The sequence below is a fragment of the Streptomyces sp. col6 genome (genome assembly GCF_008042035.1).
Lineage (GTDB): Bacteria > Actinomycetota > Actinomycetes > Streptomycetales > Streptomycetaceae > Streptomyces.
Genome location: NZ_RDBL01000013.1, coordinates 1018354 through 1041636, shown reverse-complemented (window position 1 = coordinate 1041636; position 23283 = coordinate 1018354). Strand labels below are relative to the sequence as shown.

Annotated in this window: 24 protein-coding genes, 1 pseudogene and 1 riboswitch; of the genes and pseudogenes, 14 read left to right on the top strand and 11 right to left on the bottom strand. The window is 73.6% G+C overall.

All coding sequences use genetic code 11. From position 1 onward, the window contains the following. The 4 genes from EAO73_RS21400 to EAO73_RS21385 all read left to right on the top strand — a co-directional run bounded on the left by EAO73_RS21400 (position 1) and on the right by EAO73_RS21385 (position 3765). A complete protein-coding gene (locus EAO73_RS21400; protein ID WP_026171732.1) occupies positions 1 to 234 on the top strand; it encodes a hypothetical protein in 234 nt (77 codons plus the stop codon). Between the two features lie 69 nt (positions 235 to 303). Next, a complete protein-coding gene (locus EAO73_RS21395; RefSeq protein ID WP_147973092.1) occupies positions 304 to 1113 on the top strand; it encodes an SURF1 family protein in 810 nt (269 codons plus the stop codon). 62 nt (positions 1114 to 1175) lie between these two features. Further along, on the top strand, positions 1176 to 3005 hold the full coding sequence (locus tag EAO73_RS21390) for a glycoside hydrolase family 15 protein (protein ID WP_147973091.1): 1830 nt from the start codon (positions 1176 to 1178) through the stop codon (positions 3003 to 3005). A 4-nt stretch (positions 3006 to 3009) separates the two neighbouring features. Further along, complete coding sequence (locus tag EAO73_RS21385) at positions 3010 to 3765, top strand: SDR family oxidoreductase (RefSeq protein ID WP_147973090.1); 756 nt, start codon at positions 3010 to 3012, stop codon at positions 3763 to 3765. 53 nt (positions 3766 to 3818) lie between these two features. On the opposite strand, the gene amaP is transcribed toward EAO73_RS21385, so the two are convergent. Genes amaP through EAO73_RS21360 form a run of 5 tightly spaced genes read right to left on the bottom strand, consistent with a single transcriptional unit; the run spans position 3819 to position 6154 of the window. After that, positions 3819 to 4406: an alkaline shock response membrane anchor protein AmaP gene (amaP, locus tag EAO73_RS21380; protein WP_147973089.1), complete on the bottom strand. Its 588-nt coding sequence runs from the start codon at positions 4404 to 4406 to the stop codon at positions 3819 to 3821. After that, positions 4403 to 5092 carry a DUF6286 domain-containing protein gene (locus EAO73_RS21375; protein WP_147973088.1) on the bottom strand — a complete coding sequence of 230 codons (690 nt, stop codon included), beginning with the start codon at positions 5090 to 5092 and terminating at the stop codon, positions 4403 to 4405. Before EAO73_RS21375 ends, amaP begins: the two co-directional genes overlap by 4 nt. After that, positions 5089 to 5451, bottom strand: a complete 363-nt coding sequence (locus EAO73_RS21370) for an Asp23/Gls24 family envelope stress response protein (protein ID WP_147973087.1) — start codon at positions 5449 to 5451, stop codon at positions 5089 to 5091. The genes EAO73_RS21375 and EAO73_RS21370 overlap by 4 nt, the downstream gene beginning before the upstream one ends. After that, positions 5448 to 5639: a hypothetical protein gene (locus EAO73_RS21365; protein WP_014156990.1), complete on the bottom strand. Its 192-nt coding sequence runs from the start codon at positions 5637 to 5639 to the stop codon at positions 5448 to 5450. Before EAO73_RS21365 ends, EAO73_RS21370 begins: the two co-directional genes overlap by 4 nt. Before the next feature lie 32 nt (positions 5640 to 5671). Next, positions 5672 to 6154: an Asp23/Gls24 family envelope stress response protein gene (locus EAO73_RS21360; RefSeq protein WP_147973086.1), complete on the bottom strand. Its 483-nt coding sequence runs from the start codon at positions 6152 to 6154 to the stop codon at positions 5672 to 5674. A 93-nt stretch (positions 6155 to 6247) separates the two neighbouring features. Here EAO73_RS21360 and EAO73_RS21355 point away from each other — a divergent pair, with 93 nt between their 5' ends. Then, on the top strand, positions 6248 to 6958 hold the full coding sequence (locus tag EAO73_RS21355) for a hypothetical protein (protein ID WP_147973085.1): 711 nt from the start codon (positions 6248 to 6250) through the stop codon (positions 6956 to 6958). 39 nt (positions 6959 to 6997) lie between these two features. Here EAO73_RS21355 and EAO73_RS21350 read toward each other — a convergent pair whose 3' ends face one another. From EAO73_RS21350 to EAO73_RS21340, 3 genes are all read right to left on the bottom strand, one after another. Then, positions 6998 to 7789, bottom strand: coding sequence for an enoyl-CoA hydratase/isomerase family protein (locus tag EAO73_RS21350; RefSeq protein ID WP_147973084.1), 792 nt, complete (start codon positions 7787 to 7789; stop codon positions 6998 to 7000). Positions 7790 to 7936: 147 nt separating this feature from the next. Continuing rightward, positions 7937 to 8158, bottom strand: coding sequence for a helix-turn-helix domain-containing protein (locus tag EAO73_RS21345; protein WP_018518904.1), 222 nt, complete (start codon positions 8156 to 8158; stop codon positions 7937 to 7939). A 319-nt stretch (positions 8159 to 8477) separates the two neighbouring features. Next, complete coding sequence (locus EAO73_RS21340) at positions 8478 to 10076, bottom strand: ABC-F family ATP-binding cassette domain-containing protein (RefSeq protein WP_147973082.1); 1599 nt, start codon at positions 10074 to 10076, stop codon at positions 8478 to 8480. Between the two features lie 243 nt (positions 10077 to 10319). On the opposite strand from EAO73_RS21340, the gene EAO73_RS21335 reads away from it, so the two are divergent. Both EAO73_RS21335 and EAO73_RS21330 read left to right on the top strand, forming a co-directional pair. After that, complete coding sequence (locus tag EAO73_RS21335; protein WP_147973081.1) at positions 10320 to 11210, top strand: neutral zinc metallopeptidase; 891 nt, start codon at positions 10320 to 10322, stop codon at positions 11208 to 11210. A 78-nt stretch (positions 11211 to 11288) separates the two neighbouring features. Next, positions 11289 to 11667: pseudogene (locus EAO73_RS21330) on the top strand (VOC family protein). Positions 11668 to 11937: 270 nt separating this feature from the next. On the opposite strand, the gene EAO73_RS21325 reads toward EAO73_RS21330, so the two are convergent. The 3 genes from EAO73_RS21325 to EAO73_RS21315 form a co-directional block, all read right to left on the bottom strand. Next, complete coding sequence (locus EAO73_RS21325) at positions 11938 to 13248, bottom strand: hypothetical protein (protein WP_147973580.1); 1311 nt, start codon at positions 13246 to 13248, stop codon at positions 11938 to 11940. Between the two features lie 185 nt (positions 13249 to 13433). After that, a complete protein-coding gene (locus EAO73_RS21320; protein ID WP_147973080.1) occupies positions 13434 to 14561 on the bottom strand; it encodes an alpha/beta hydrolase in 1128 nt (375 codons plus the stop codon). An 80-nt stretch (positions 14562 to 14641) separates the two neighbouring features. Next, entirely contained in the window at positions 14642 to 15298 is a 657-nt protein-coding gene (locus tag EAO73_RS21315; RefSeq protein ID WP_147973079.1) for a class II aldolase/adducin family protein, read from the bottom strand. A 132-nt stretch (positions 15299 to 15430) separates the two neighbouring features. On the opposite strand from EAO73_RS21315, the gene EAO73_RS21310 reads away from it, so the two are divergent. From EAO73_RS21310 to EAO73_RS21280, 7 genes are all read left to right on the top strand, one after another. Then, positions 15431 to 16702 carry an inorganic phosphate transporter gene (locus tag EAO73_RS21310; RefSeq protein ID WP_147973078.1) on the top strand — a complete coding sequence of 424 codons (1272 nt, stop codon included), beginning with the start codon at positions 15431 to 15433 and terminating at the stop codon, positions 16700 to 16702. A 32-nt stretch (positions 16703 to 16734) separates the two neighbouring features. Then, positions 16735 to 16968 carry a hypothetical protein gene (locus EAO73_RS21305; protein ID WP_132902368.1) on the top strand — a complete coding sequence of 78 codons (234 nt, stop codon included), beginning with the start codon at positions 16735 to 16737 and terminating at the stop codon, positions 16966 to 16968. Positions 16969 to 17114: 146 nt separating this feature from the next. Then, a riboswitch (cobalamin riboswitch) is annotated at positions 17115 to 17248 on the top strand. Between the two features lie 122 nt (positions 17249 to 17370). Next, positions 17371 to 18363: a cobalamin biosynthesis protein gene (locus tag EAO73_RS21300; RefSeq protein WP_147973077.1), complete on the top strand. Its 993-nt coding sequence runs from the start codon at positions 17371 to 17373 to the stop codon at positions 18361 to 18363. Next, positions 18360 to 19913 (top strand): cobyric acid synthase, encoded by a 1554-nt coding sequence (locus EAO73_RS21295; RefSeq protein ID WP_147973076.1) that lies wholly within the window; start codon positions 18360 to 18362, stop codon positions 19911 to 19913. Before EAO73_RS21300 ends, EAO73_RS21295 begins: the two co-directional genes overlap by 4 nt. Further along, positions 19910 to 21958, top strand: a complete 2049-nt coding sequence (locus EAO73_RS21290) for a putative cobaltochelatase (protein ID WP_147973075.1) — start codon at positions 19910 to 19912, stop codon at positions 21956 to 21958. The genes EAO73_RS21295 and EAO73_RS21290 overlap by 4 nt, the downstream gene beginning before the upstream one ends. Next, complete coding sequence (gene cobO / locus EAO73_RS21285) at positions 21958 to 22557, top strand: cob(I)yrinic acid a,c-diamide adenosyltransferase (RefSeq protein WP_147973074.1); 600 nt, start codon at positions 21958 to 21960, stop codon at positions 22555 to 22557. Before EAO73_RS21290 ends, cobO begins: the two co-directional genes overlap by 1 nt. Beyond that, positions 22551 to 23283: cobyrinate a,c-diamide synthase (locus tag EAO73_RS21280; protein ID WP_147973579.1), on the top strand; the 733-nt coding region annotated here is incomplete at its 3' end. The genes cobO and EAO73_RS21280, both read left to right, overlap by 7 nt.

Genomic DNA, 23283 nt, shown 5'->3' with positions numbered 1-23283 from the left:
ATGGCACGTTGTGAGGTCTGCGGAAACGATTACGGGATGTCCTTCGAGGTGCACGCGCAGGGCGCGGTGCACGTCTTCGACTGCTTCGCCTGCGCCATCCACCGCATGGCGCCCATCTGCGAGCACTGCCGGGTGCAGGTCATCGGCCAGGGTGTCGAGGTCGACGGGCACTGGTTCTGCGGCGGGCACTGCGCCCGCGCCGAGGGGAAGGTGGGCATCGTCGACAGGGTCTGAGCACCGGGTGCGCCCCCCTTCGGCCACCCCCTGCGCGATGCGCCCCGCGACCGGTTGTACCGTCGTGGGGTGTACCGCTTCCTGATGACCCGGCAGTGGCTGATCCTCGCCCTCCTCTCCCTCGTCCTCATCCCCACGATGATCGAGCTGGGTTTCTGGCAGCTGCACCGGCACGAGCACAAGGTCGCGCAGAACGCCCTGATCTCGCGCAACCTCAAGGCGGACCCGGTCCAGGTGTCCGCGCTCACCTCCCCCGGCCACACCGTTCCGCGCGCCGACTACTGGCGCACCGTGACGGCGACCGGGACGTTCGACGAGAAGCACGAGGTCGTCGTGCGCCGCAGGACCGCCAACGACGGCTCCATCGGCGTCCATGTGCTGGTCCCGTTCGACCTCAAGGGCGGCGGCACGGTCCTGATCAACCGCGGCTGGGTCCCTTCCGCCGCCGACCAGCACGCCTTCCCCGACGTCCCGGCCGCGCCCCGGGGCGAGGTGACCGTCACCGGACGGCTCAAGGCCGACGAGACGACCGGCGCGAGCGGCATCAAGGACATCTCGGACCTTCCGGACCGCCAAGTGATGCTGATCAACAGCGCCCAGCAGGCCCGGCTGCTCGACCGTCCGGTGCTCGGCGGCTACATCGAGCTGACCGGCCCGGCGCCGAAGAACGGCTCGCCCGAGCTGATCGAGGCCCCCGACGACAGCTCCATCGGCCCGCACATGGCGTACGCCGTCCAGTGGTGGCTGTTCGCCGCCGGTGTCCCGGTGGGCTTCGTGGTCCTGGCCCGGCGCGAGAAGCGCGACCGGGTCGCGGCGGCACAGGCGGCTGCCGCCGCCGAGCAGGACACGACGCCGGAGCCCGTGCCCGCGCAACCGTGACTCCCACCTCTCCTGGCACACAGCCTGCTTAACGGGCGCCCGGTTCGGGAAGACGCCAGAACGTGACCCCACGCATCGAGGACTACGCCCTCATCGGCGATCTCCAGACCGCGGCCCTGGTCGGCAAAAACGGTTCTGTCGACTGGTTGTGCCTGCCCCGTTTCGACTCGGGCGCCTGCTTCGCCGCCCTCCTCGGCGACGAGGACAACGGCCACTGGCGGATCGCGCCCAAGGGCGCGGACATCTGCACCCGGCGGGCCTACGCGGGCGAGTCGCTCGTCCTGGAGACGTACTGGGAGACGCGCACCGGCACCGTGAAGGTCATCGACTTCATGCCGCAGCGCGACAAGGAACCCGATGTGATGCGGATCGTCGAGGGCGTCAGCGGCACCGTCGACATGACCTCCGTGATCCGGCTGCGCTTCGACTTCGGGTCCATCGTGCCGTGGATGCGCCGCTCGGACGGCCACCGGGTCGCGGTCGCCGGGCCGGACTCGGCCTGGCTGCGCAGCGAACCACCGGTCAAGACGTGGGGCCAGCAGTTCTCCACCTGCTCCTCCTTCACCGTGTCCGAGGGCGAGAAGGTGGCCTTCGTGCTGACCTGGCACCCCTCGCACTCCCCCCGGCCCAAGCTCGTCGACCCGTACGAGGCGCTGGAGAACTCCCTGACCGACTGGGCGCAGTGGTCCGCGCGCTGCAAGTACGAGGGGCCGTACCGGGACGCCGTGATCCGTTCGCTGATCACCCTCAAGGCGCTCACCTTCGGCCCGACCGGCGGCATCGTGGCGGCCCCCACCACCTCGCTGCCGGAGGAGATCGGCGGCGTACGGAACTGGGACTACCGCTTCTGCTGGCTGCGGGACTCCACCCTCACCCTCGGCGCGCTGATCTCGGCCGGTTATCTGGAGGAGGCCGCCGCCTGGCGCGACTGGCTGCTGCGCGCGGTCGCCGGCGACCCGGCCGACCTGCAGATCATGTACGGCCTGGCCGGCGAGCGCAGACTCCCCGAGTCCGAGCTGCCCTGGCTGAGCGGCTACGAGAACTCCGCCCCGGTCCGGATCGGCAACGCGGCGGTGCGCCAGCGCCAGCTGGACGTGTACGGGGAGGTCATCGACTCGCTCCGGCTGGCCCGGGATGCGGGGCTGGACGACAAGCCGCACGCCTGGAGCCTCCAGCTCAGCCTGCTCGGGTTCCTGGAGTCCACCTGGCGCGAGCCGGACGAGGGGCTCTGGGAGATCCGCGGGCAGCGGCGCCACTTCGTGCACTCCAAGGTGATGGCCTGGGTCGCCGCCGACCGGGCGGTGCGCAGCCTGGAGGACGACCCCACGCTGGCCGGGGACGCCGACCGCTGGCGGGCGATGCGCGACGCCGTCCACCGGGAGGTCTGCGAGAAGGGCTACGACCCGGTGCGCAACACCTTCACCCAGTCGTACGGCTCCCGGGAGCTGGACGCCGCGACGCTCCTGATCGCCAGGACCGGCTTCCTGCCGCCGGACGACCCGCGCCTGATCGGCACGGTGGACGCCGTGCGCGAGGAGCTGGGCAGCGGCGGCGGGCTGGTGCGCCGCTACAGCACCGACGGCACCTCGATCGACGGGCTGCCGGGCGGCGAGGGCGCGTTCCTGGCCTGCTCGTTCTGGCTGGCGGACGCGTTGCGGATGACGGGGCGCACCGACGAGGCCACCGCGCTGTTCGAACAGCTGCTGGCCCTGCGCAACGACGTGGGCCTGCTGGCCGAGGAGTACGACACCGCGGCGCAGCGCCAGCTCGGCAACTTCCCGCAGGCCTTCAGTCACATCGGCCTGGTCGGCACGGCGGTCGCGCTGTCCGGGGAGCGGTCCGCCGAGGCGGAGGCCGCCGAGGACACGGAGATGGACGGCACGGCAGGATAGGGTTATGGATCTTGGACTGAAGGACCGTGTGTACATCGTCACCGGAGCGACGCGCGGGCTCGGTTACGCCACCGCCCGAGCGCTGGTGGCCGACGGCGCGAAGGTGATCATCACCGGCCGGGACGAGAAGCGCGCCCAGGAGGCCGCCGCCGAGCTGGGCCCGGCCGCGGTCGGGCTCGCCGCCGACAACGCCGACCCCGCGGCGGCCGAACGGCTGGTGGAGGCCGCCAGGGAAGGACTCGGCCGGCTCGACGGCATCCTGATCAGCGTCGGCGGTCCGCCGCCCGGCGGTATCGCGGACAACACCGACGAGCAGTGGCAGGCGGCCTTCGCATCCGTCTTCCTGGGTGCGGTACGGCTGGCCAGGGCCGCGGCCGCGGCGCTCGGCGAGGGCGGGGCCATCGGCTTCGTGCTCTCCGGCTCCGTCCACGAGCCGATCCCCGGGCTGACCATCTCCAACGGGCTGCGCCCCGGGCTGGCCGGCGTCGCCAAGTCGATGGCCGACGAGCTCGGGCCGCGCGGGATCCGCGTCGTGGGCCTGCTGCCGGCCCGGATCGACACGGACCGGGTACGGGAGCTGGACGCGCTGTCCGGGGACGCGGAGGCCTCACGTACCGCCAACGAGGCGAACATCCCGCTGCGCCGCTACGGCACCCCTGAGGAGTTCGGCCGCACGGCCGCGTTCCTGCTGTCCCCCGCCGCCTCGTATCTGACGGGCATCATGGTGCCCGTCGACGGCGGGCACCGGCACGGCTTCTGAGCCGCGGGCGGTGGTACGGCGGTGGCGCGGGGCCCGCGCCACCGCACCGCCCGTCAGCTCACCCGCGCGGCCCGGTGCTTGACGGCCTTCAGCCGGACCTCGGCGGGCAGCCGGTCGAGACCCGCCGAATCCCGGGCGTGCGCCAGCGCCTCGTCGCTCAGCCGGCCCAGCGCCTCGTCCGGCGCGGCGTGCGGCTCCATCAGCAGGCGGACCCGGGCGGCCGGGGTGGAGCGCTTGCCGGTCAGGGTGACCTGGGCGCGGGCCACCCCGTCCAGGGCGCCCGCCTCCCCGGCGAGCACACCCTCCAGGGCGCGGCCGCGCAGCAGGGCGCCCTCGCCGTCGCCGCTCTCCACCAGCACCTCGGAGAGCCGGGAGCGGCGGAACTGCGCCAGCAGCCACCACAGGGCGAGGACCACGAGGACGGCGAGGACCGCGATCACCGTCGGCCACCACCAGCCCTCGGCGCGCCAGCGGTCCCGGTCGGCGTCGCTGAGCAGCACGTCGTTCTTGCCGTACCAGGGCCACCAGGACGGGACGGACAGACCGGTCGCGGCGGCCAGGACACCGCCGCCGACACAGATCAGCACCAGCCCGGCCAGACCCAGCAGTACCCGGTTGACGGTCCTGAGCACGCCGTTCACCCCTTCTTCGCCGGCCGGCGGACATGGACCGACAGGCTCGGGTGCCTGGCGAGTCCCAGTTCCCGGATGCCCGTGGAGAGCACGGAGTCCAGGTCGGCCCGTACGTCGTCGAGTTCCCGGAAGTGCGACACGGCGCGCACCCCGACCTTGCTCCGGCCCATCCGGACCCGGACGGACTGCACACCGGAGACCTCGACGGCCCGGTCCCGCAGGACCATCGCGGCGGCCGTCCGGTCGAGCGCGGCGCGCACGTCGGCGTGTTCGCGGCGCATCGGGAGCAGGTCGCGCAGTCCCGGGGTGAGCGCGAGGAACAGCAGCCAGAGGCCGAGGGCGGCGGCGAAGGACGCGCCGGTGAGCACCCAGACGTCGTCGAGCCGGCGCGTCGCGAGTTCGTCCGCGAGGGTGCGGCGCCACTGCATCGCCGGGTGTCCGGCGCGGACCGCGGCCACGTCGTAGAGGAGCAGGCCGCTCGCGCCGAGGACCACCGCGGCGACGATGCCGGCGGGGATGCGCCGGGCGGACCAGAAGCGGCCCGCGTGACCGTCGGGCCGCTCCTTGCCGGGTGCGGGGTCGTACGCCGCGGACGAGGCGGACTGGTCGAGCGCGAGGACGGCGCCGCCGTGTTCCGCCGGCCCGGCGCCGGGCGGTCGCCGTGTGCCGTCGTCCGGGTCGTGGGGCTCGGTCATCGGATCCTCCCCTGTGCCGCGAGGCTCGCTCCTGAGGGGTGCAGGCGTTCGACCTGTACGGCCACTTCGGGCACCTCCATCCCCGCCAACGCCTTTACCCGCTCGGCGACCCGCCGACGCACGGCGCCGCACTGGTGGCCGATGTCGCTGGGATATCCCAGCTCCAGGCTCACCCGTACGCGGGCGGTGTCGCGGTGCACGGTGACCGTGGCACGCGGCGACGCCGCCTCCTTCGGGGGCGCGTCGACCGCCTCCTTCGCCGCCTGCGCGGCGATCTTCGCGACCACCCGGTCGGCGATCCGTGTCTGTCCCCGCTCCCCGGCCGCGACCGGGCCGCTCGCCCCCGACAACGCCGTCACCGCCGTCGGTCGCCGCGCTCGCGACTCCGGAAGAAGTCGCCGGGTTCCAGGTCGCCGTCGAGGAAGCGGCCGGCGACGAAGCCGACCGCTCCGAGGGCGGCCACCAGTACAAAGGCACCGAACCCGCCGAAGTACCCGGCGAAACCGAGCGCCATGCCGGCCACCAGTCCGACCACAGCCATGCTCATCGTGTGCTCCTCATTCGCTGGGGACGCCTCGGCTACTGGACGCGGGATTCGGAATCGTCGTCGTCATCGTCCTCGTCGGGCAGCTTCACGTCGCTGACCGCGATGTTGACCTCGACGACCTCCAGGCCCGTCATGCGCTCGACGGCCGCGATGACGTTCTCCCGTACATCGCGGGCGACATCGGCGATCGACACGCCGTAGTCGACGACGATCTCCAGGTCCAGGGCCGTCTGGGTCTCGCCGACCTCGGCCTTGACCCCCCGGCTGACGGACTTGGAGCTGCCGGGGACCCGGTCGCGGACCGCTCCGAACGTCCGGGACAGTCCGCTGCCCATCGCGTGCACCCCGACGACGTCGCGCGCCGCCATGCCGGCGATCTTCTCGACGACCCCGTCCGCGATCGTCGTACGGCCGCGGGTCCCGGGGTCGCCTCCGCCGCGCTTGGTCAGGCTGCTGCCGCCCGAGGCGTTGCTGTCGGGGTTCTCGGGCCGGTTCCGCTGTGGGGTCTCGGTCATCGCCGTACTTCCCTTCGGGGCAGTTTGGACTTCTTCGCCCACATTAAGGGCGCTTGCCCCGACTCGCGCCATGGATACGGCAGTCTGGTGGCCATGACGACGGCTGACAGCCCGCACAGGGCCCACGCGTGGACGGCTGCGGTACGGCAACGGCTCTCGCTGGGCCGACTGCTCCCTCTGGGCGGTCCGGCGGACGGCGCCTGGATCGCGGAGCGAGCCGCGGTCGCGGTGTTGCGCCGGGCGGTGGACGGCCAGGCGGCCGGGCCGGTGCTCGGTGAGCTGCGCATCGCCGTGGCCGACCCGGAGTCGGCTCCCGCCGCCCAGGTGCCCCCGCCCCCGAGCGCACTGCCGCCGGGTCCCCTACGAATCGAGGCGACGATGACCGCGACGGCCGATCAGCCCCTTCCCGCAGCCGCCGAGGCCTTGCGCGCGGCCCTTCTGTCGGCCGCCGCGCGGCGGCTCGGCCTGGCGGTCGCCGAGGTGGACCTGCGGGTGACGGGGCTGCTGGACGGCTCGTCCGAACGGGTGGAGCCGGAGCCGGTGGAGGTACGCCCGGCGCCCGCGGAGAACGCGGCCGGGCATGCGGCCGCCTCCGTGACCGGGGTGGCGGCGCTGACCGGTGTGCTGGGTCCGGCGGTGCGGACGGGCACCGGTCATGTGCAGGTCGAGCTGGCGACGGAGAGCGGGCACCGCGCGCTCGATGTGGCCCGCGCCGTGCGGGAGGCGGTGACGGAGGCGTCCGAGGGCCGGCCGTCGGTCGCGGTGCTGGTCACGGCGGTGTCCGGCGACGCCACGGCGGGCTGACCGGAGGCGAGCGGCTGCCTCCGGCCGGCCCGTACGGGATCAGTCGAGGGCGCCCGCCAGGTCGCGGAGGCGGCGGCCCTGCGCGGCCCGTTCGGCGGCGCGCTGCTCCTCGTACGTACGCGAGACGGCGCCGCCCAGCAGCGCCTTGGTCTCGATGACGGCGTCGCGCGGCGCGGCGATCAGGGCGCCGGCCAGGTCGCGGGCGGCGCCTTCCAGTTCGGCCGCGGGCACGACGAGGTTGGCCAGCCCGGTGCGCTCGGCCTCCTCGGCGTGGACGTAGCGGCCGGTGGCGCAGATCTCCAGCGCGCGGGCGTACCCCACGAGGTGCACCAGGGGGTGCGTGCCGGTGAGGTCGGGCACCAGGCCCAGGCTGGTCTCGCGCATGGCGAACTGGACGTCCTCGGCGACGATGCGCAGGTCACAGGCGAGGGCGAGCTGGAAGCCCGCCCCGATGGCGTGCCCCTGGACGGCCGCGATCGACACGATGTCGTTGCGGCGCCACCAGGTGAACGCCTCCTGGTATCCGGCGATCAGCGCGTCGAGGTCGGCCTCCGGGCCGCGCCCCATGTCGAGGAAGGACGGCTCGCCGTCGAATCCCTCGGGGGTGAAGGCCCGGCGGTCGAGTCCGGCGGAGAACGACACGCCTTCGGCGCGCAGCACGACGACCCGCACACTGCCGGGCAGAGCCCGTCCGGCCTCGGTCAACGCCCGCCACAGAGCGGGAGACTGGGCGTTGCGCTTGGTCGGGTTGGTGAGGGTCACCGTGGCAACCGCGTCGTCGACGGTGAGTCGTACGCCGTCCTTGTCGAGCACGGAGTCGAGCGAGGTCATACGGAGCCTCCGGATCGGGTGCAGTCAGCACATGGAGCTAAGTGACTGAACAGTAACCACCGGATCGACCCTGTGGTCGACCGGGTGGCCGCACCCGGAACCGGGGAGCCCCCGGGGCCCTGACGTGCCCCGGTCCGCTGCCGGCCGTCAGGCCGTCGCGGCCTTCTTGCCTCGTGTGGCGCCGCCGCGTCCGCGGAGCGTCACTCCGGATTCGCTGAGCATCCGGTGGACGAATCCGTAGGAGCGGCCCGTTTCCTCGGCCAGCGCCCGGATGCTCGCACCGGAGTCGTACTTCTTCTTCAGGTCTGCCGCGAGCTTGTCGCGCGCGGCGCCGGTCACCCGGCTGCCCTTCTTCAGAGTCTCGGCCACCCGTGCCTCCTCATGGGAAGTGCGCTCTGGACTCTCATGATCACCCCTCACGCGCTTCCTGGCCACCCATTCGGCAAGGTCCGTGCGACCGGATTCACGCCCCGGGAGTGCGCCGACGCGACCGGAATGCCTCATTCCAGCAGGTGCGCCGGGCAGCCGACGGGCACCTCGGGAGGAACGTCCAGGTCAGGGCCCGCACGGGAAGGACGGCCGAAAGAGGTGCGCCCGGCAGCTGTCCGCCGGGCGCCGCGCCGAGGTACGAGACGCACTCACACAGATGACGGATCCCGGATAGGCCGAATGATCCAGTGCGGGGTGATCAGGCCAGCGCGACCAGGTCCCGGTAGTCCGCACCCCACAGGTCCTCGATCCCGTCCGGGAGCAGGATGATCCGCTCCGGCTGCAGGGCCTCGACCGCGCCCTCGTCGTGCGTGACGAGGACGACCGCGCCCTTGTACGTACGCAGCGCGCCGAGGATCTCCTCGCGGCTGGCCGGGTCGAGGTTGTTGGTGGGCTCGTCGAGCAGGAGCACGTTGGCGGAGGAGACGACCAGCGTCGCCAGGGCGAGACGGGTCTTCTCGCCGCCGGAGAGCACCCCGGCGGGCTTGTCCACGTCGTCCCCGGAGAACAGGAACGAACCGAGCGTCTTGCGGACCGCGACGAGGTCGAGGTCGGGCGCGGCGGAGCGCATGTTCTCCAGGACCGTGCGGTCGGGGTCCAGGGTCTCGTGCTCCTGGGCGTAGTAGCCCAGCTTGAGACCGTGGCCCTCGACGATCCGGCCGGTGTCGGGCTGCTCGGCGCCGCCGAGGAGCCGCAGCAGCGTCGTCTTGCCGGCGCCGTTGAGGCCGAGGATGACCACGCGGGAGCCCTTGTCGATGGCGAGGTCGACGTCGGTGAAGATCTCCAGGGAGCCGTAGGACTTCGACAGCCCCTCCGCCATCAGGGGCGTCTTGCCGCACGGCGAGGGGTCGGGGAAGCGCAGCTTGGCGACCTTGTCGGCGACCCGGACCTCGTCGAGGCCGGACAGCAGGCGGTCGGCGCGCTTGGCCATGTTCTGCGCGGCGACGGTCTTGGTGGCCTTGGCGCGCATCTTGTCGGCCTGCGCGTTGAGGGCCGCCGCCTTCTTCTCGGCGTTCTGGCGCTCGCGCTTGCGGCGCTTCTCGTCGGCCTCGCGCTGCTGCTGGTAGAGCTTCCAGCCCATGTTGTAGACATCGATCTGCGAGCGGTTGGCGTCGAGGTAGAAGACCTTGTTGACGACCGTCTCGACGAGTTCCACGTCGTGGGAGATCACGACGAATCCGCCGCGGTAGGTCTTCAGGTAGTCGCGCAGCCAGACGATGGAGTCCGCGTCCAGGTGGTTGGTGGGCTCGTCGAGGAGCAGCGTGTCGGCGTCCGAGAAGAGGATGCGGGCCAGCTCGACGCGGCGGCGCTGACCGCCGGAGAGGGTGTGCAGCGGCTGGCCGAGCACCCGGTCGGGCAGGCTGAGCGCGGCGGCGATGGTGGCGGCCTCGGCCTCGGCGGCGTACCCGCCCTTGGTGAGGAACTCCGTCTCCAGGCGCTCGTACTTCTTCATCGCCTTCTCGCGGGTGGCGCCCTTGCCGTTCGCCATCCGGTCCTCGTTCTCCCGCATCCTGCGCAGGATCTCGTCGAGGCCGCGGGCGGACAGGACCCGGTCCCTGGCCAGGACGTCGAGGTCGCCGGTGCGCGGGTCCTGCGGGAGATAGCCCACCTCGCCGGAGCGGGTGATGGTCCCGGCCGCGGGGGTGCCCTCGCCCGCGAGGCACTTGGTGAGGGTGGTCTTACCGGCTCCGTTGCGGCCGACGAGGCCGATGCGGTCGCCCTTGGCGATGCGGAAGCTGGCGGATTCGATGAGCAGACGGGCGCCGGCGCGCAGCTCGATGCCGGAGGCGGTGATCACGGGGAAGTACTCCAGGGCGGAATGGACGGCGGAGGAACGGCAGGCGGGGACGACTCGACGCCGTTACTCACGCACACGCACAAGGAGGACTGCCATGGGAACCAGTCTACTGGCGGTGTCCAACGACTTTTCCGCGTGCTCCACCCGGCTCCCCTCTCGCCTGAAGCCGGGCATGACCGGACGAACTACCGGATACTCGGCGAAGGGGACAAGCGGTGACCGTTCGTGGCGGAGGGTGGTGCGATGCAGTTCGACGACGACGCCGATCTGGACACGTCGGAGGTCAGGGACGTACGCGGCAGCCGGATCCCGGGCGGCCGGGCCACGGTGGGCGGCGGCATCGCCGGTGTCATCGCGCTGATCCTGGGACTGCTCTTCGGGGTCGGCCCCGATCAGCTCGGGCTCTCGTCCGGCGACTCGGACCCGGGCGCGACCGCGTCCTCGGCGGCGCAGGTCCAGCAGGAGTGCCGGACCGGGCGGGACGCCAACACCAAGGACGACTGCCGGATCGTCGCGGTGGTCAACAGCGTGCAGGACTACTGGGACCAGGAGTTCACCCGCCGCGACGCGCGGTACGCCACGGCGCGCACGGTGCTGTTCACCGACCGGATCAGTACGGCCTGCGGCTCCGCGACCTCGGCCGTGGGGCCGTTCTACTGCCCCGGTGACCGGCAGGTCTACCTGGACCTGGGGTTCTTCGACGAGCTGCGGACGAAGTTCGGATCGAGCGGCGGGCCGTTCGCCCAGGCGTACGTCGTCGCGCACGAGTACGGGCACCACGTGCAGAACCAGATGGGGACGCTGGGCCGGACCCAGGACGGGCGGACCGGCGAGAACAGCAACGCGGTGAAGGTGGAACTCCAGGCGGACTGCTACGCCGGGGTCTGGGCGCACCACGCGACCACCACGCCCGACGAGTCGACCGGACGGCCGCTGATCACCGAGGTCACCCGGGCGGACATCCGGGACGGCCTGGACGCGGCGGCGTCGGTCGGGGACGACCGCATCCAGGAGAAGTTCCAGGGCCGGGTCACGCCCGAGTCCTGGACGCACGGGTCGGCGGCGCAGCGCCAGGAGTGGTTCACCACGGGGTTCCGCGGCGGGGACATGGACGACTGCGACACGTTCCGCTGACGTCCGCCGGGACGTTGTCGGTGGGCGGTGCCAGACTGAGACCTGGATCACATGTGCCGTACGAAGGGGCTGAGCGCGATGGCGGAGACGGGTGTGGCGACGGTGTACCCGACGATCCTCTACGACGACGCGAAGGCCGCGATCAGGACGCTGACGGAGGGCCTCGGCTTCACGAAGGAAGCGGTGTACGAGGCGGAGGACGGCTCGGTGGTGCACGCGGAGCTGTCCTGCGGCAACGGCAGGGTGATGCTGGGGTCGCGGGGGCGGGAGGGGGCCGGCCGGGGTCTATGTGGTGGTGGGTGAGGTCGACGCGCACTATGCGCGGGCCGTCGAGCACGGGGTGGAGATCTTGATGCCGCCCACGGATCAGTCGTACGGGTCGCGGGACTACATGGCGCGGGACGGGGAGGGGAATGTGTGGAGCTTCGGCACGTATGCGCCGGGGGCGGCGGGCTGAAGCGGGGCGCGGCGGGGCGCCTGCGGCGGGCCTGCTCCCCTGCCCGCCCCTTCCCGGAACCGGGGCGCTGCCCCGGGCCCCGCGCCTCGAACGCCGGCGGGGCTGGGGTTGCGGGGCTCCGCCCCGGGCCCCGCGCCTCAAACGCCGGCGGGGCTGGAAGCGCGGGGCCGGGAGGCCGTCCCGGCCCCGGCGGCACGGGTGTCTGCGGCAGGAGCGAAAATCCAGCCCCTCCGGCGATTGAGGAGCGGGGGTCCGGGGGCAGCGACCCCGTCAGGAGCCGCCCGTGTGGACCTGGAACGCCGCCTTGCGGACCGCCTTGGCCAGGGCCGGGTCCGGGTGGGCCGCCGCCAGGGCGACCAGGACCTGGACCGTACGGGGGTGGCCGACGGCCCGGACCTCGTCGAGGAGGGCGGGGACGGTGCCCTGGACCGCGGAGTCGAGGTGCCGGACCAGGAGGCCCGTCTCGCCGTGGTCCGCGACCGCCGCCGCCGTGTCGACCCAGAGCCACGTGGCCTCCTCGCGGCTGAGGACCTCCTGCGCGTCCTCGGGGTCCGTACCGTCGTACTCCGCGAGCCACAGCAGCGCGTAGGGCCGCAGGGACGGGTCGGTGAGGACGGCCCGTACCTCGGGCTCGGCGGGCGCGCCGACGACGCGCAGGGCCTCGAAGGCCAGCCCGCGCAGCAGCGCGTCCTCGCCCCGGGCCACGTCGAGGAGTTCGGCGACGGCGCTGCCGACGGGGCGGGCGGCCAGCCAGGCGCGGTATTCGGCGCGGGCCGGTCCGGGGGTGAGGCGGGCACAGCCCAGGAGCATGTCGGCGGCTGCCTGCTCGATGTTGCCGGCCGGGCTCTGGGCGGCGACGCAGATCTGCTCCAGCTTGACCCAGACCGCCCAGTTGCCGAGCGGCGTCAGGGTGGCCTGACCGGCGCCGAGGGTGAGCGCGCCGACGGCGGCCAGGCCCTCCAACGCCCAGTCCAGCAGCAGCGCGACGAGCGCCGGGGAGTGGGCGGTGGGCGCCGGCTCGGCGGGGGCGGGCAGCGGCTCGGGGCCGTACGGCACCTCGCAGCGCTCCTCGTGGAGTTCCGCGACCCGCTGGCCGAGGAGGTCGAGCAGGGCGGGCACGGTGACCGGGCCCGCCGAGAGCTGGAGCAGCGAGAGGACCTGAGGGACGGCCTCGACGGCCTCGGCGACGGCGGTGGACTCGACGTCCAGGGGCGCGGGGTGGACGAGCGACCACGCGTCGAAGAGCGCCACCCAGCCGCGGAGCACCGCGGAGTCGTCCCGGTCCCAGGCGCGCAGCCGCCAGCCGGGCCGCGCGGTGTCGCCGTGCAGCTCGACCAGGCCGGCGAGGCGGGCCCGGTCCCAGCCGGAGCGCACCTGCGCCGGGGACAGTTCCAGCGCGGCGGCGGCGTGTTCGAGGGCCTGTGCCGCCAGCGGCGGGGTGCCGGGGGTCGCCCCGTCGGCCGCCCAGTGGGCGATCCGTACGGCGTCGGCGAGCACCTTCCTGGCCTGGCGGGCCAGTTCGGCCCGGGGCGGGGTGCCCTCCGGGGGGCGCGGCGCGGGCCGCGTGCGCCGGGTCGTCACGGCCTTGCGAGCGGTGGTGAGGGATCGCGGGCGGACAAGTCGCAGCCTGGAGTCGCGCGGGGTACGGGACGTCACGGGGAGCAGTCTTGCCCCTGACGGCCCGAAAGCCCAAACGGAACCCGGGTCACCGGTGTCCGCGGGCCCCTGTGCCGGCCAGGACCAATCGGCCGAACCGGCGCATCACCTCACATCAGGGGCGTGAGAAAGCGGCGCAGGGTCTCCTCGTAGCGGGCCGGGTCGGCGTTCCACATCGCCGCATGCGGAGCCCGGTCCACGGTGTGCAGGGAGACGACGTCGGGGCGGGTCGCGGCGAGCCGGCGGGAGTGCGACCAGGGTGCCAGGGTGTCGTCGGGGCCGTGGAAGATCAGCGTCGGGATGTGCAGGCTCACCGGCAGCGAGGTGTCGAGGAGCCCCGTGCCGTGCAGCCCGGTCTGGCCCTGGGCGGCGCGCACGGCCAGCGGCAGCAGTGCGGCGGGGACGCCGCGCGCGGCGGCCAGGCCGCGCAGGGTGTCGGTCCAGTCCAGCACCGGGGAGTCGAGGACGAGGCCGGAGATCCGGTCGCGGAGCGCGGAGCCGGCGCAGGCGTGCAGGGCCATGGACGCGCCGGTGGACCAGCCGTACAGGATGACCTGCTCGGCGCCGCCCCGGACGGCGAAGCGGATGGCGGCGTCCAGGTCGCGCCACTCGGACTCGCCGAGGTGGCCGAGCCCGTCCGGGGAGCGGGGGGCGCCCGGGTCGCCCCGGTAGGCGAGGTCGAGCACGGGCAGCTGCTGGCCGTGCAGGAAGCCGAGGAGGTTCAGCGGGTGCTCGCGGGTCGCGCCGATGCCGTGCACGGTGATGACCCAGGTGGAACGGGGCGCGGGGACGAGCCAGGCGGGCAGTGCGCCGAGTTCGCCGGGGATCTCCACCTCGCGGAAGGCGAGACCGAGCGCGCTGCCGGGGTCGCCGCTGTACACCTGGGGCGTGAGGCGGACCTTGTCACCGGGGGCCAGGATGCCGTGCTCGACGCGCTCCAGCCGGCGTACGACGGTGTCGGCGGCCTGGTGGGCCCGGTCGAGCACGGGGCCGACGACGGCGTGGACGTTCTTGCCCGTCAGCCCGTAGGTACCGGGGCGCAGTGAGGTGAGGGACCGGGTCAGGGTGACCTGTCCGGCGGCCGTCGCGTGGACGGTGAGTTCGCGGTCGGCGGGGAGCGGACGTCCGGGCGGCGTCTTCAGGGCGACGTCGCCGGCGATCCGGCCGGCCGCGACCGCTGCCGCACCGGCGCCGATGAGTGTGGTGACGGCCGCTGCCGTCGCTGTTACCGGGCGCACACCCTCAGTGTCGGGGTGCGGGTGGCGCGATGCCAGTGGGCGGGGCCGTACGGGCCGGTCCGGGCCCCGTACGGACCGCCTCAGCGCTGCCCGTATCCCTTCAGGGCCTCGCCCACCTCGCCCAGCTGGTCCTCCGTGAGCAGGGACGGGCTGCGTCCGGGCACGGAGCTCGCGGCGAGCCAGACCTGGCAGAGCCATTCGAGTTGGGCGGTGCGGTCGTACGCCTCGTCGAGGGTGGTCCCGTAGGTGACGGTGCCGTGGTTGGCGAGCAGGCAGCCGGTGCGGTCGCGGAGGGCGGCGAGCATGTTCGCGGCGAGTTCGGGGGTGCCGTACCGGGCGTAGGGGGCGACCCGGACGGTGCCGCCCAGGATCGCGGCGGCGTAGTGGACCGGGGGGACCTCGGTGACGAGCGTGGAGACGGCGGTGGCGTGGACCGCGTGGGTGTGCACGACGGCGGTCGCCCCGGTGTTCCGGTAGACGGCGAGATGGAGGGGAAGTTCGCTGGTGGGGGTCAGTTTCCCGAGGATCTGGTTGCCTTCCGGATCGACCCCGGTCAGGTCCTCGGGGCGGAGCCGTTCGTACGGGACTCCGCTGGGGGTGACCAGCACGGTGTCGCCGATGCGCACGGAGACGTTTCCGGAGGTTCCGACGACCAGTCCCTCAGCCGCCGTCCGGCGGGCCGTGGCGACGACCGCCTCCCATCCCCGGTCGATCGCCTCGTGCTGTCGGTCACTCATACGAAGATCCTTTCCGGGCCCCGCCCGGCCGCCGCGGCAGGGGTCACCGCAACGCCCTGCTCAGTTCATCTTCTGTTCACTCAAGTTGCCTACGTTCCACGTGCCAATGACGTCGAACGATTGCCTGGGTAAATGGAACACATCACGCTGCTGCTCGCGATAGTGATCGTGACAGCTCTAGTGTTCGATTTCACGAACGGTTTCCACGACACCGCCAACGCGATGGCCACGACCATCTCGACCGGCGCCCTCAAACCCAAGACGGCGGTCGCGATGTCCGCCGTTCTCAATCTGGTCGGCGCGTTCCTGTCCGTGGAGGTCGCCAAGACGATCTCCGGCGGGATCGTCAACGAGGACGGCCTCAGAACCGAGGTCATCTTCGCGGCGCTCGTCGGCGCCATCCTGTGGAATCTTCTGACCTGGCTGGTCGGGCTCCCGTCCAGCTCCTCCCACGCACTGTTCGGCGGCCTCATCGGCGCCGCGGTGATGTCCGCCGGCTGGTCGTCGGTCAACGGCGGCACCGTCGTCACCAAGGTGCTGCTGCCCGCCGTCGCCGCCCCGATCGTGGCCGGCCTGGCCGCGCTCCTGGCCACCCGGCTCACGTACCGGATCGGCGGGAAGATCCGCAACGACGCCCAGGAGAAGGCCACCGCCAAGGGCTACCGGGCCGGCCAGATCGCCTCGGCCGGTCTCGTCTCGCTCGCCCACGGCACCAACGACGCGCAGAAGACCATGGGCATCATCACGCTCGCCCTGGTCACCGGCGGCGTCCTCTCCCCCGGCTCCAACCCGCCGGTGTGGGTCATCGTCAGCGCCGGCCTGGCCATCGCGCTCGGCACGTACCTCGGCGGCTGGCGCATCATCCGCACCATGGGCAGCGGCCTGACCGAGCTGAAGCCCCCGCAGGGCTTCGCCGCCCAGACCAGCGCGGCCACCGTCATCCTGGCCTCCTCGCACCTCGGCTTCTCCCTGTCCACCACGCAGTCCTGCTCCGGGGCCGTGATGGGCGCGGGCCTCGGCCGCTCCGGAGGTGTGGTCCGCTGGTCCACCGCCACCCGGATGTTCGTCGCCTGGGGCCTGACCCTGCCGGCCGCCGGTCTGGTCGGCGCGGGCGCGGAGTTCCTGACCAAGCAGGGCACCTGGGGCGTCGTGGTCGTCGCGGCGCTGCTGGTCGCCGGTTCGGGAGCGATCTGGATGCTCTCGCGCCGCAAGCCCGTCGGCCACGACGATGTGGCGCCCGGCTCCGAGGACGCGGCCCCGGCCGAGCCCGCGGGTGTCGTCACCCAGGCCATCGCGGCCGTGAGCCCGCCGCCCACCCTGGCCCAGGCCCACGACCTCGCCGCCACCATCCCGGCGCCCACCGCACCCGTCGCCGCCGACCCGGCCCGACCCGCCACGGTCTGACAGACCCCGGTACTCCGGTAAGGACACCCCGTATGAACATCGACTGGGCAGCTCTGGGCACCGTCTTCGGCGTCTCCCTCGTCACCACCGTCGCCCTGGTGGGCCTCTTCACCCTCGGCATCGTCGGCCTCTCCAAGCAGCCGGAACCGGCCGCGCAGGGCGGTCCGGCGGGCGGCTCGGTCCTGCTGGCCCGCGCCGGGGCGTACGTCTGCTTCGGGCTGTGCGCGGCGGCCGTCGCGTACGGCATCTATCTGATCGTCGCCTGACGCACGACCACCTCCATCGGGCCGGACGCACCTCGTGTGCGTCCGGCCCGATGTGCGTCCGCCCACACCGCGCCGTCGCAGGTCAACAGCGAGTTGACGGGCGTTCGCGGGGCGTGGTGGACTGCCGGAGCCATTACGGCGACAGCAGAGGAAGCCGGTGCGAATCCGGCGCGGTCCCGCCACTGTCACCGGGGAGCGGTCCCCCACCACCGCACGTCACGGCTCGCGCGAGCGGGCTGGAAGACCGGGGGAATCCGCCGATCCGGAAGCCAGGAGACTCTTGTCGCCGTCACGTCGAACCAGGGCGCGGACCCTGAGTGAGGACATGTCGCCATGCCCGGCTGCCGTACGGCCCCCTCCCCAGCACCCCTGTCGGCGGACACCGGTTCGGCCGGCTGAACCGTGCGTGCCGACCGCATCTACGCGTACGGCGCCACGGCCGGCCTGATCGGCGACCTGCTGCTCGGTGACCCCCGCAGGGGGCACCCGGTCGCCGCCTTCGGACGGGCCGCCGCGGCCGTCGAACACCGGCTCTGGCGCGACCACCGCGGCTGGGGCGCCCTGCACACCCTGCTCTGCGCCGGCGGCGCCGCCGGGTCCGCCGCGCTGGCCGCCCGCGCTCTGCGCCGCCACCCCGCCGCGTCCGCGGCCCTGACCGCCGCCGCCACCTGGTCCGTCGTCGGCGGTACATCGCTGGGGCGCGAGGCCCGCGCCATCGGGGGGGCGCTCGCCGCCGGGGACGTCGAACTGGCCCGGGAGCGGCTGCCGCACCTGTGCGGGCGCGACCCGCAGGCGCTGGACGCTCCCGGGATCGCCCGCGCCGTCGTCGAGTCCGTCGCCGAGAACACCTCGGACGCCGTGGTCGGCGCCCTGGTGTGGGGCGCCCTCGCCGGTGTCCCCGGGCTCGTCGGCTTCCGCGCCGCCAACACGCTCGACGCGATGGTCGGCCACAAGTCGCCCCGCTACCGGCGGTACGGCTGGGCCTCCGCCCGGCTCGACGACCTCGCGGGCTGGCCGGGCGCCCGGCTGACCGCCCTGCTCGCCGTGACCGCCGGGGGCCGGCCCCGGGAGGCGGTACGGGCCTGGCGGGCGGACGCCGCGAAGCACCCGAGTCCCAACGCGGGCCCGGTGGAGGCCGCGTTCGCCGGGGCGCTCGGCGTACGGCTCGGCGGAACCCTCGCCTACGGCGGGCGCGTCGAACACCGGCCCGTGCTCAACGGGGACGCCGGGCGGGCGGTGGAGACCGGGGACATCGAGCGAGCCGTGCGCCTCTCGCGCCGGGTGGGCGTGCTCGCCCTGGGCGTCACTGTGGCCGCCCGGCTGGGCGCGGCAGCGGTCGCGCGCCGGGCCGCACGATCCCACGGACCCCGTACTTCCGGACGGAGAGCGATATGAGCGGCGGACTGCTGGTCGCCGGGACCACCTCGGACGCGGGCAAGAGCGTCGTCACCGCGGGCATCTGCCGCTGGCTCGTACGCCGGGGGGTGAAGGTAGCCCCGTTCAAGGCGCAGAACATGTCGCTGAACTCCTTCGTCACCCGCGAGGGCGCCGAGATCGGCCGCGCCCAGGCGATGCAGGCCCAGGCCGCCCGCGTCGAGCCGACCGCCCTGATGAACCCGGTGCTGCTCAAGCCCGGCGGTGACCGCTCCAGCCAGGTCGTCCTGATGGGGCGGCCGGTCGGCGAGATGAGCGCCCGCGGCTACCACGGCGGGCGGCAGGAACAGCTGCTGTCCACCGTCACGGACTGCCTGGAGCAGTTGCGGGGCACGTATGACGCGGTGATCTGCGAGGGGGCGGGCAGTCCGGCCGAGATCAACCTGCGGCGCACGGACATCGTGAACATGGGCATCGCCCGTGCCGCGCGCTTCCCCGTGGTCGTGGTCGGGGACATCGACCGGGGCGGGGTCTTCGCCTCGTTCTTCGGCACGACGGCGCTGCTCGCGCCCGAGGACCAGGAGCTGATCGCGGGGTACCTGGTCAACAAGTTCCGGGGCGATGTCTCGCTGCTGGAGCCGGGGCTCGACATGCTCCGCGATCTGACGGGCCGCCCCACCTACGGGGTGCTGCCCTTCGCGCACGGGCTCGGCATCGACGAGGAGGACGGCCTGCGGGTGTCGCTGCGCGGCACCGTACGGGAGTCGGCGGTCGCTCCGCCGCACGGCGAGGACGTCCTGCGCGTCGCCGTGTGCGCGGTGCCGCTGATGTCCAACTTCACCGACGTGGACGCGCTGGCCGCCGAACCCGGCGTCGTCGTCCGCTTCGTGGACCGGGCCGAGGAACTGGCCGACGCGGACCTCGTCATCGTGCCCGGCACCCGGGGCACCGTGAAGGCGCTCGCCTGGCTGCGCGAACGCGGGCTCGCCGACGCGCTGCGACGGCGCGCGGCGGAGGGCCGGCCGGTGCTCGGCATCTGCGGCGGCTACCAGGTCCTGGGCGAACACATCGAGGACGAGGTCGAGTCGCGCGCCGGGCGGGTCGACGCGCTCGGGCTGCTGCCCGTACGCGTGCGCTTCGACCGCGAGAAGACCCTCGCCCGGCCGGCCGGCGAGGCGCTCGGCGCGCCCGTCGAGGGGTACGAGATCCATCACGGCGTCGCGGATGTGCGCGGCGGCGAACCGTTCCTGACGGACGGGCGGGGCACACCGCTGGACGGCTGCCGGTCCGGTTCCGTCTGGGGCACCCACTGGCACGGTTCGCTGGAGAGCGACGCGTTCCGCCGCCGGTTCCTGACCGAGGTCGCCCGCATCACGGGCCGCCGCTTCGTGTCCGCCCCCGGCACCTGTTTCGCCGCGCTGCGCGAGGAGCAGCTCGACCGCCTCGGCGACCTGATCGAGGAGCACGCGGACACCGACGCGCTGTGGCGGCTCATCGAGTCGGGCGCGCCGTCCGGACTGCCGTTCATCCCGCCGGGAGCGCCCGCCATGCCCGTCAAGGAGGCCCTGTGAGTACGCCTTATCCCTTCACCGCCATCGTCGGCCAGGACGACCTGCGGCTCGGGCTGCTGCTCAACGCGGTCAGCCCGGCCGTGGGCGGGGTTCTGGTCCGGGGTGAGAAGGGCACCGCCAAGTCGACCGCCGTGCGTGCGCTGGCCGCGCTGATGCCGGAGGTCTCCGTCGTGCCGGGGTGCCGGTTCTCGTGCGCCCCCGCCGCGCCCGATCCGGCGTGTCCGGACGGCCCGCACGAGGACGCCTCCGGCGTGTCGCGGGCGGCGCGGACCGTGGAGCTGCCCGTCGGCGCGTCCGAGGACCGGCTCGTCGGTGCGCTCGACATCGAACGGGCCCTCGCGGAGGGCGTGAAGGCCTTCGAGCCGGGGCTGCTCGCGGACGCGCACCGCGGAATCCTGTACGTGGACGAGGTCAACCTCCTCCACGACCACTTGGTGGACCTGCTGCTCGACGCGGCGGCCATGGGCGCCTCGTACGTCGAGCGCGAGGGCGTCTCCGTACGGCATGCGGCGCGGTTCCTGCTCGTCGGGACGATGAACCCCGAAGAGGGCGAGCTGCGGCCCCAGTTGCTCGACCGGTTCGGGCTGACCGTGGAGGTCGCGGCCTCCCGGGAGACGGACCAGCGGGTGGAGGTCGTACGGCGACGGCTGGCGTACGAGGACGATCCGGCCGCGTTCGCGGCGCGCTGGGCCGACGAGGAAGCGGAGCTGCGGGACCGGATCGCGGCCGCGCGGGCGCTGCTGCCCGGAGTGCGGCTCGGGGACCTGGCGTTGCGGCAGATCGCGGCGACCTGCGCGGCCTTCGAGGTCGACGGGATGCGCGCCGACATCGTGATGGCGAGGACCGCCACCGCGCTGGCCGCGTGGGCGGGGCGTACCGACGTACTGGCCGAGGACGTCCGGCAGGCGGCGCTGCTCGCGCTCCCCCACCGGCGCCGGCGCAACCCCTTCGACGCGCCGGGGCTCGACGAGGACAAGCTCGACGACACGCTGGAGCAGAACGGCGGCGGGGACGACGATCCGGAGCCGGACGGGCCCGGTGACGGCGGTGACGGTGGCGGTGGTGGCGGGCTGCCGCAGGGGGGCGGGCCCGACACACCGCCCCCGGGGGCCGACGGCGCCGACGACACGCCCGGCCGGGGCGGCTCGGAGCAGTCCGGGCCGGGTGCGCCCGTGCCGGGGCAGGGCGGCGAGCAGCAGCCCGTACGGGCCGGGGAGCCGTTCCGTACGAAGATGCTGAGCGTGCCCGGTCTCGGCGAGGGCGCGGCGGGACGGCGGTCCCGGGCGCGTACCGAACACGGGCGGACGACGGGTTCGCGGCGGCCCGAGGGCGCGCTGACCAAGCTGCACCTGGCCGCGACCGTCCTGGCCGCCGCCCCGCACCAGCGGGCGCGGGGCCGGTCCGGGCGGGGTCTGGTGGTGCGGCGGGACGATCTGCGTCAGGCGACGCGTGAGGGGCGCGAGGGCAACCTCGTGCTGTTCGTCGTGGACGCCTCCGGTTCGATGGCGGCCCGGCAGCGCATGGGTGCCGTGAAGGGCGCGGTCCTGTCCCTGCTGATGGACGCCTACCAGCGGCGCGACAAGGTCGGGCTGATCACCTTCCGGGGCCGGGACGCGGAGCTGGCGCTGCCGCCGACCTCGTCGGTGGACGCGGCGGCGGCCCGGCTGGAGTCGCTGCCGACCGGCGGGCGCACCCCGGTGGCGGCCGGGCTGCTCAAGGCCCATGACGTGCTGCGGGTGGAGCGGCTGCGCGATCCGTCCCGCCGGGCGCTGCTGGTCGTGGTGACGGACGGGCGGGCGACCGGCGGGCCCGACCCGGTGGCGCTGGCCGCGCGGGCCGCCCGGCTGCACGCGGCCGAGGGCATCGCGTCGGTCGTCGTGGACTGCGAGACGGGGCCGGTACGGCTGGGGCTCGGGGCGGAACTCGCGCGCAATCTGGGCGGCACCGCCGTCACGCTCGACGAGCTGCGCGCCGAATCGATCGCCGGGCTGGTCAAGGACGTCCGGGGCGCGGGTCCCGGGCACAGCGACAGGAGGGCCGCGTAATGCCGCAGGGACAGCCGGAGAGCGTGCCGGACGACGGACTCACCACCCGGCAGCGGCGCAACCGTCCGCTGCTGATGGTGCACACCGGCATCGGCAAGGGGAAGTCGACGGCGGCCTTCGGGCTCGCGCTGCGCGCCTGGAATCAGGGGTGGCCCATCGGGGTCTTCCAGTTCGTGAAGTCGGCGAAGTGGAAGGTCGGCGAGGAGAACGCCCTGAAGGTCCTCGGCGCGAGCGGCGAGGGCGGGCCGGTCGCCTGGCACAAGATGGGTGAGGGCTGGTCCTGGGTCCAGCGCGACGACCAGACGGACAACGAGGCGAAGGCCCGTGAGGGCTGGGAGCAGGTCAAGCGCGACCTGGCCGCCGAGACGTACCGGCTGTACGTGCTGGACGAGTTCGCCTACCCGCTGCACTGGGGCTGGATCGACACCGGCGAGGTCGTCTCGGTGCTGCGCGACCGCCCCGGTACGCAGCACGTGGTGATCACCGGCCGCAACGCGCCCGCCGCACTGCTGGACGCGGCGGACCTGGTGACCGACATGTCGAAGGTCAAGCACCCGATGGACGCCGGGCAGAAGGGCCAGAGGGGCATCGAGTGGTGAACATCCCCCGCCTGGTCGTCGCCGCGCCCTCCTCGGGCAGCGGCAAGACCACCGTCGCGACGGGGCTGATGGCCGCGTTCGCCGCGCGGGGGCTCGCCGTGTCCGGGCACAAGGTGGGCCCCGACTACATCGACCCCGGCTTCCACACGCTGGCGACGGGGCGGCCGGGGCGCAACCTCGACGCGTACATGTGCGGGCCCGAGCTGATCGCGCCGCTCTTCGCACACGGGGCGCGGGGGTGCGGGCTGGCGGTCGTCGAGGGCGTGATGGGGCTGTACGACGGTGCCTCGGGGCTCGGCGAGCTGGCGTCCACCGCGCATGTGGCGAAGCTGCTGCGGGCGCCGGTGGTGCTGGTCGTGGACGCGTCCTCGCAGTCCCGGTCGGTGGCGGCGCTGGTGCACGGCTTCGCGTCCTGGGACACGGAGGTGCGGATCGGCGGGGTGATCCTGAACAAGGTGGGGTCCGACCGGCACGAGGCGCTGCTGCGGGAGGCGCTGGAGGAGTCGGGGGTGCCGGTGCTCGGTGCCTTGCGGCGGGCGGAGGGGGTTTCCGTGCCGTCGCGGCATCTGGGGCTGGTGCCGGTGGCGGAGCGGCGGTCCGATGCGGTGGCCGCTGTCGCGGCGATGGCGGCGCAGGTGGCTGCGGGGTGCGATCTGGAGGGGTTGGTGGCGTTGGCGCGGTCGGCGCCTGCGGTGCCTGATGCGGGGTGGTCTGCGGGTGAGGCGG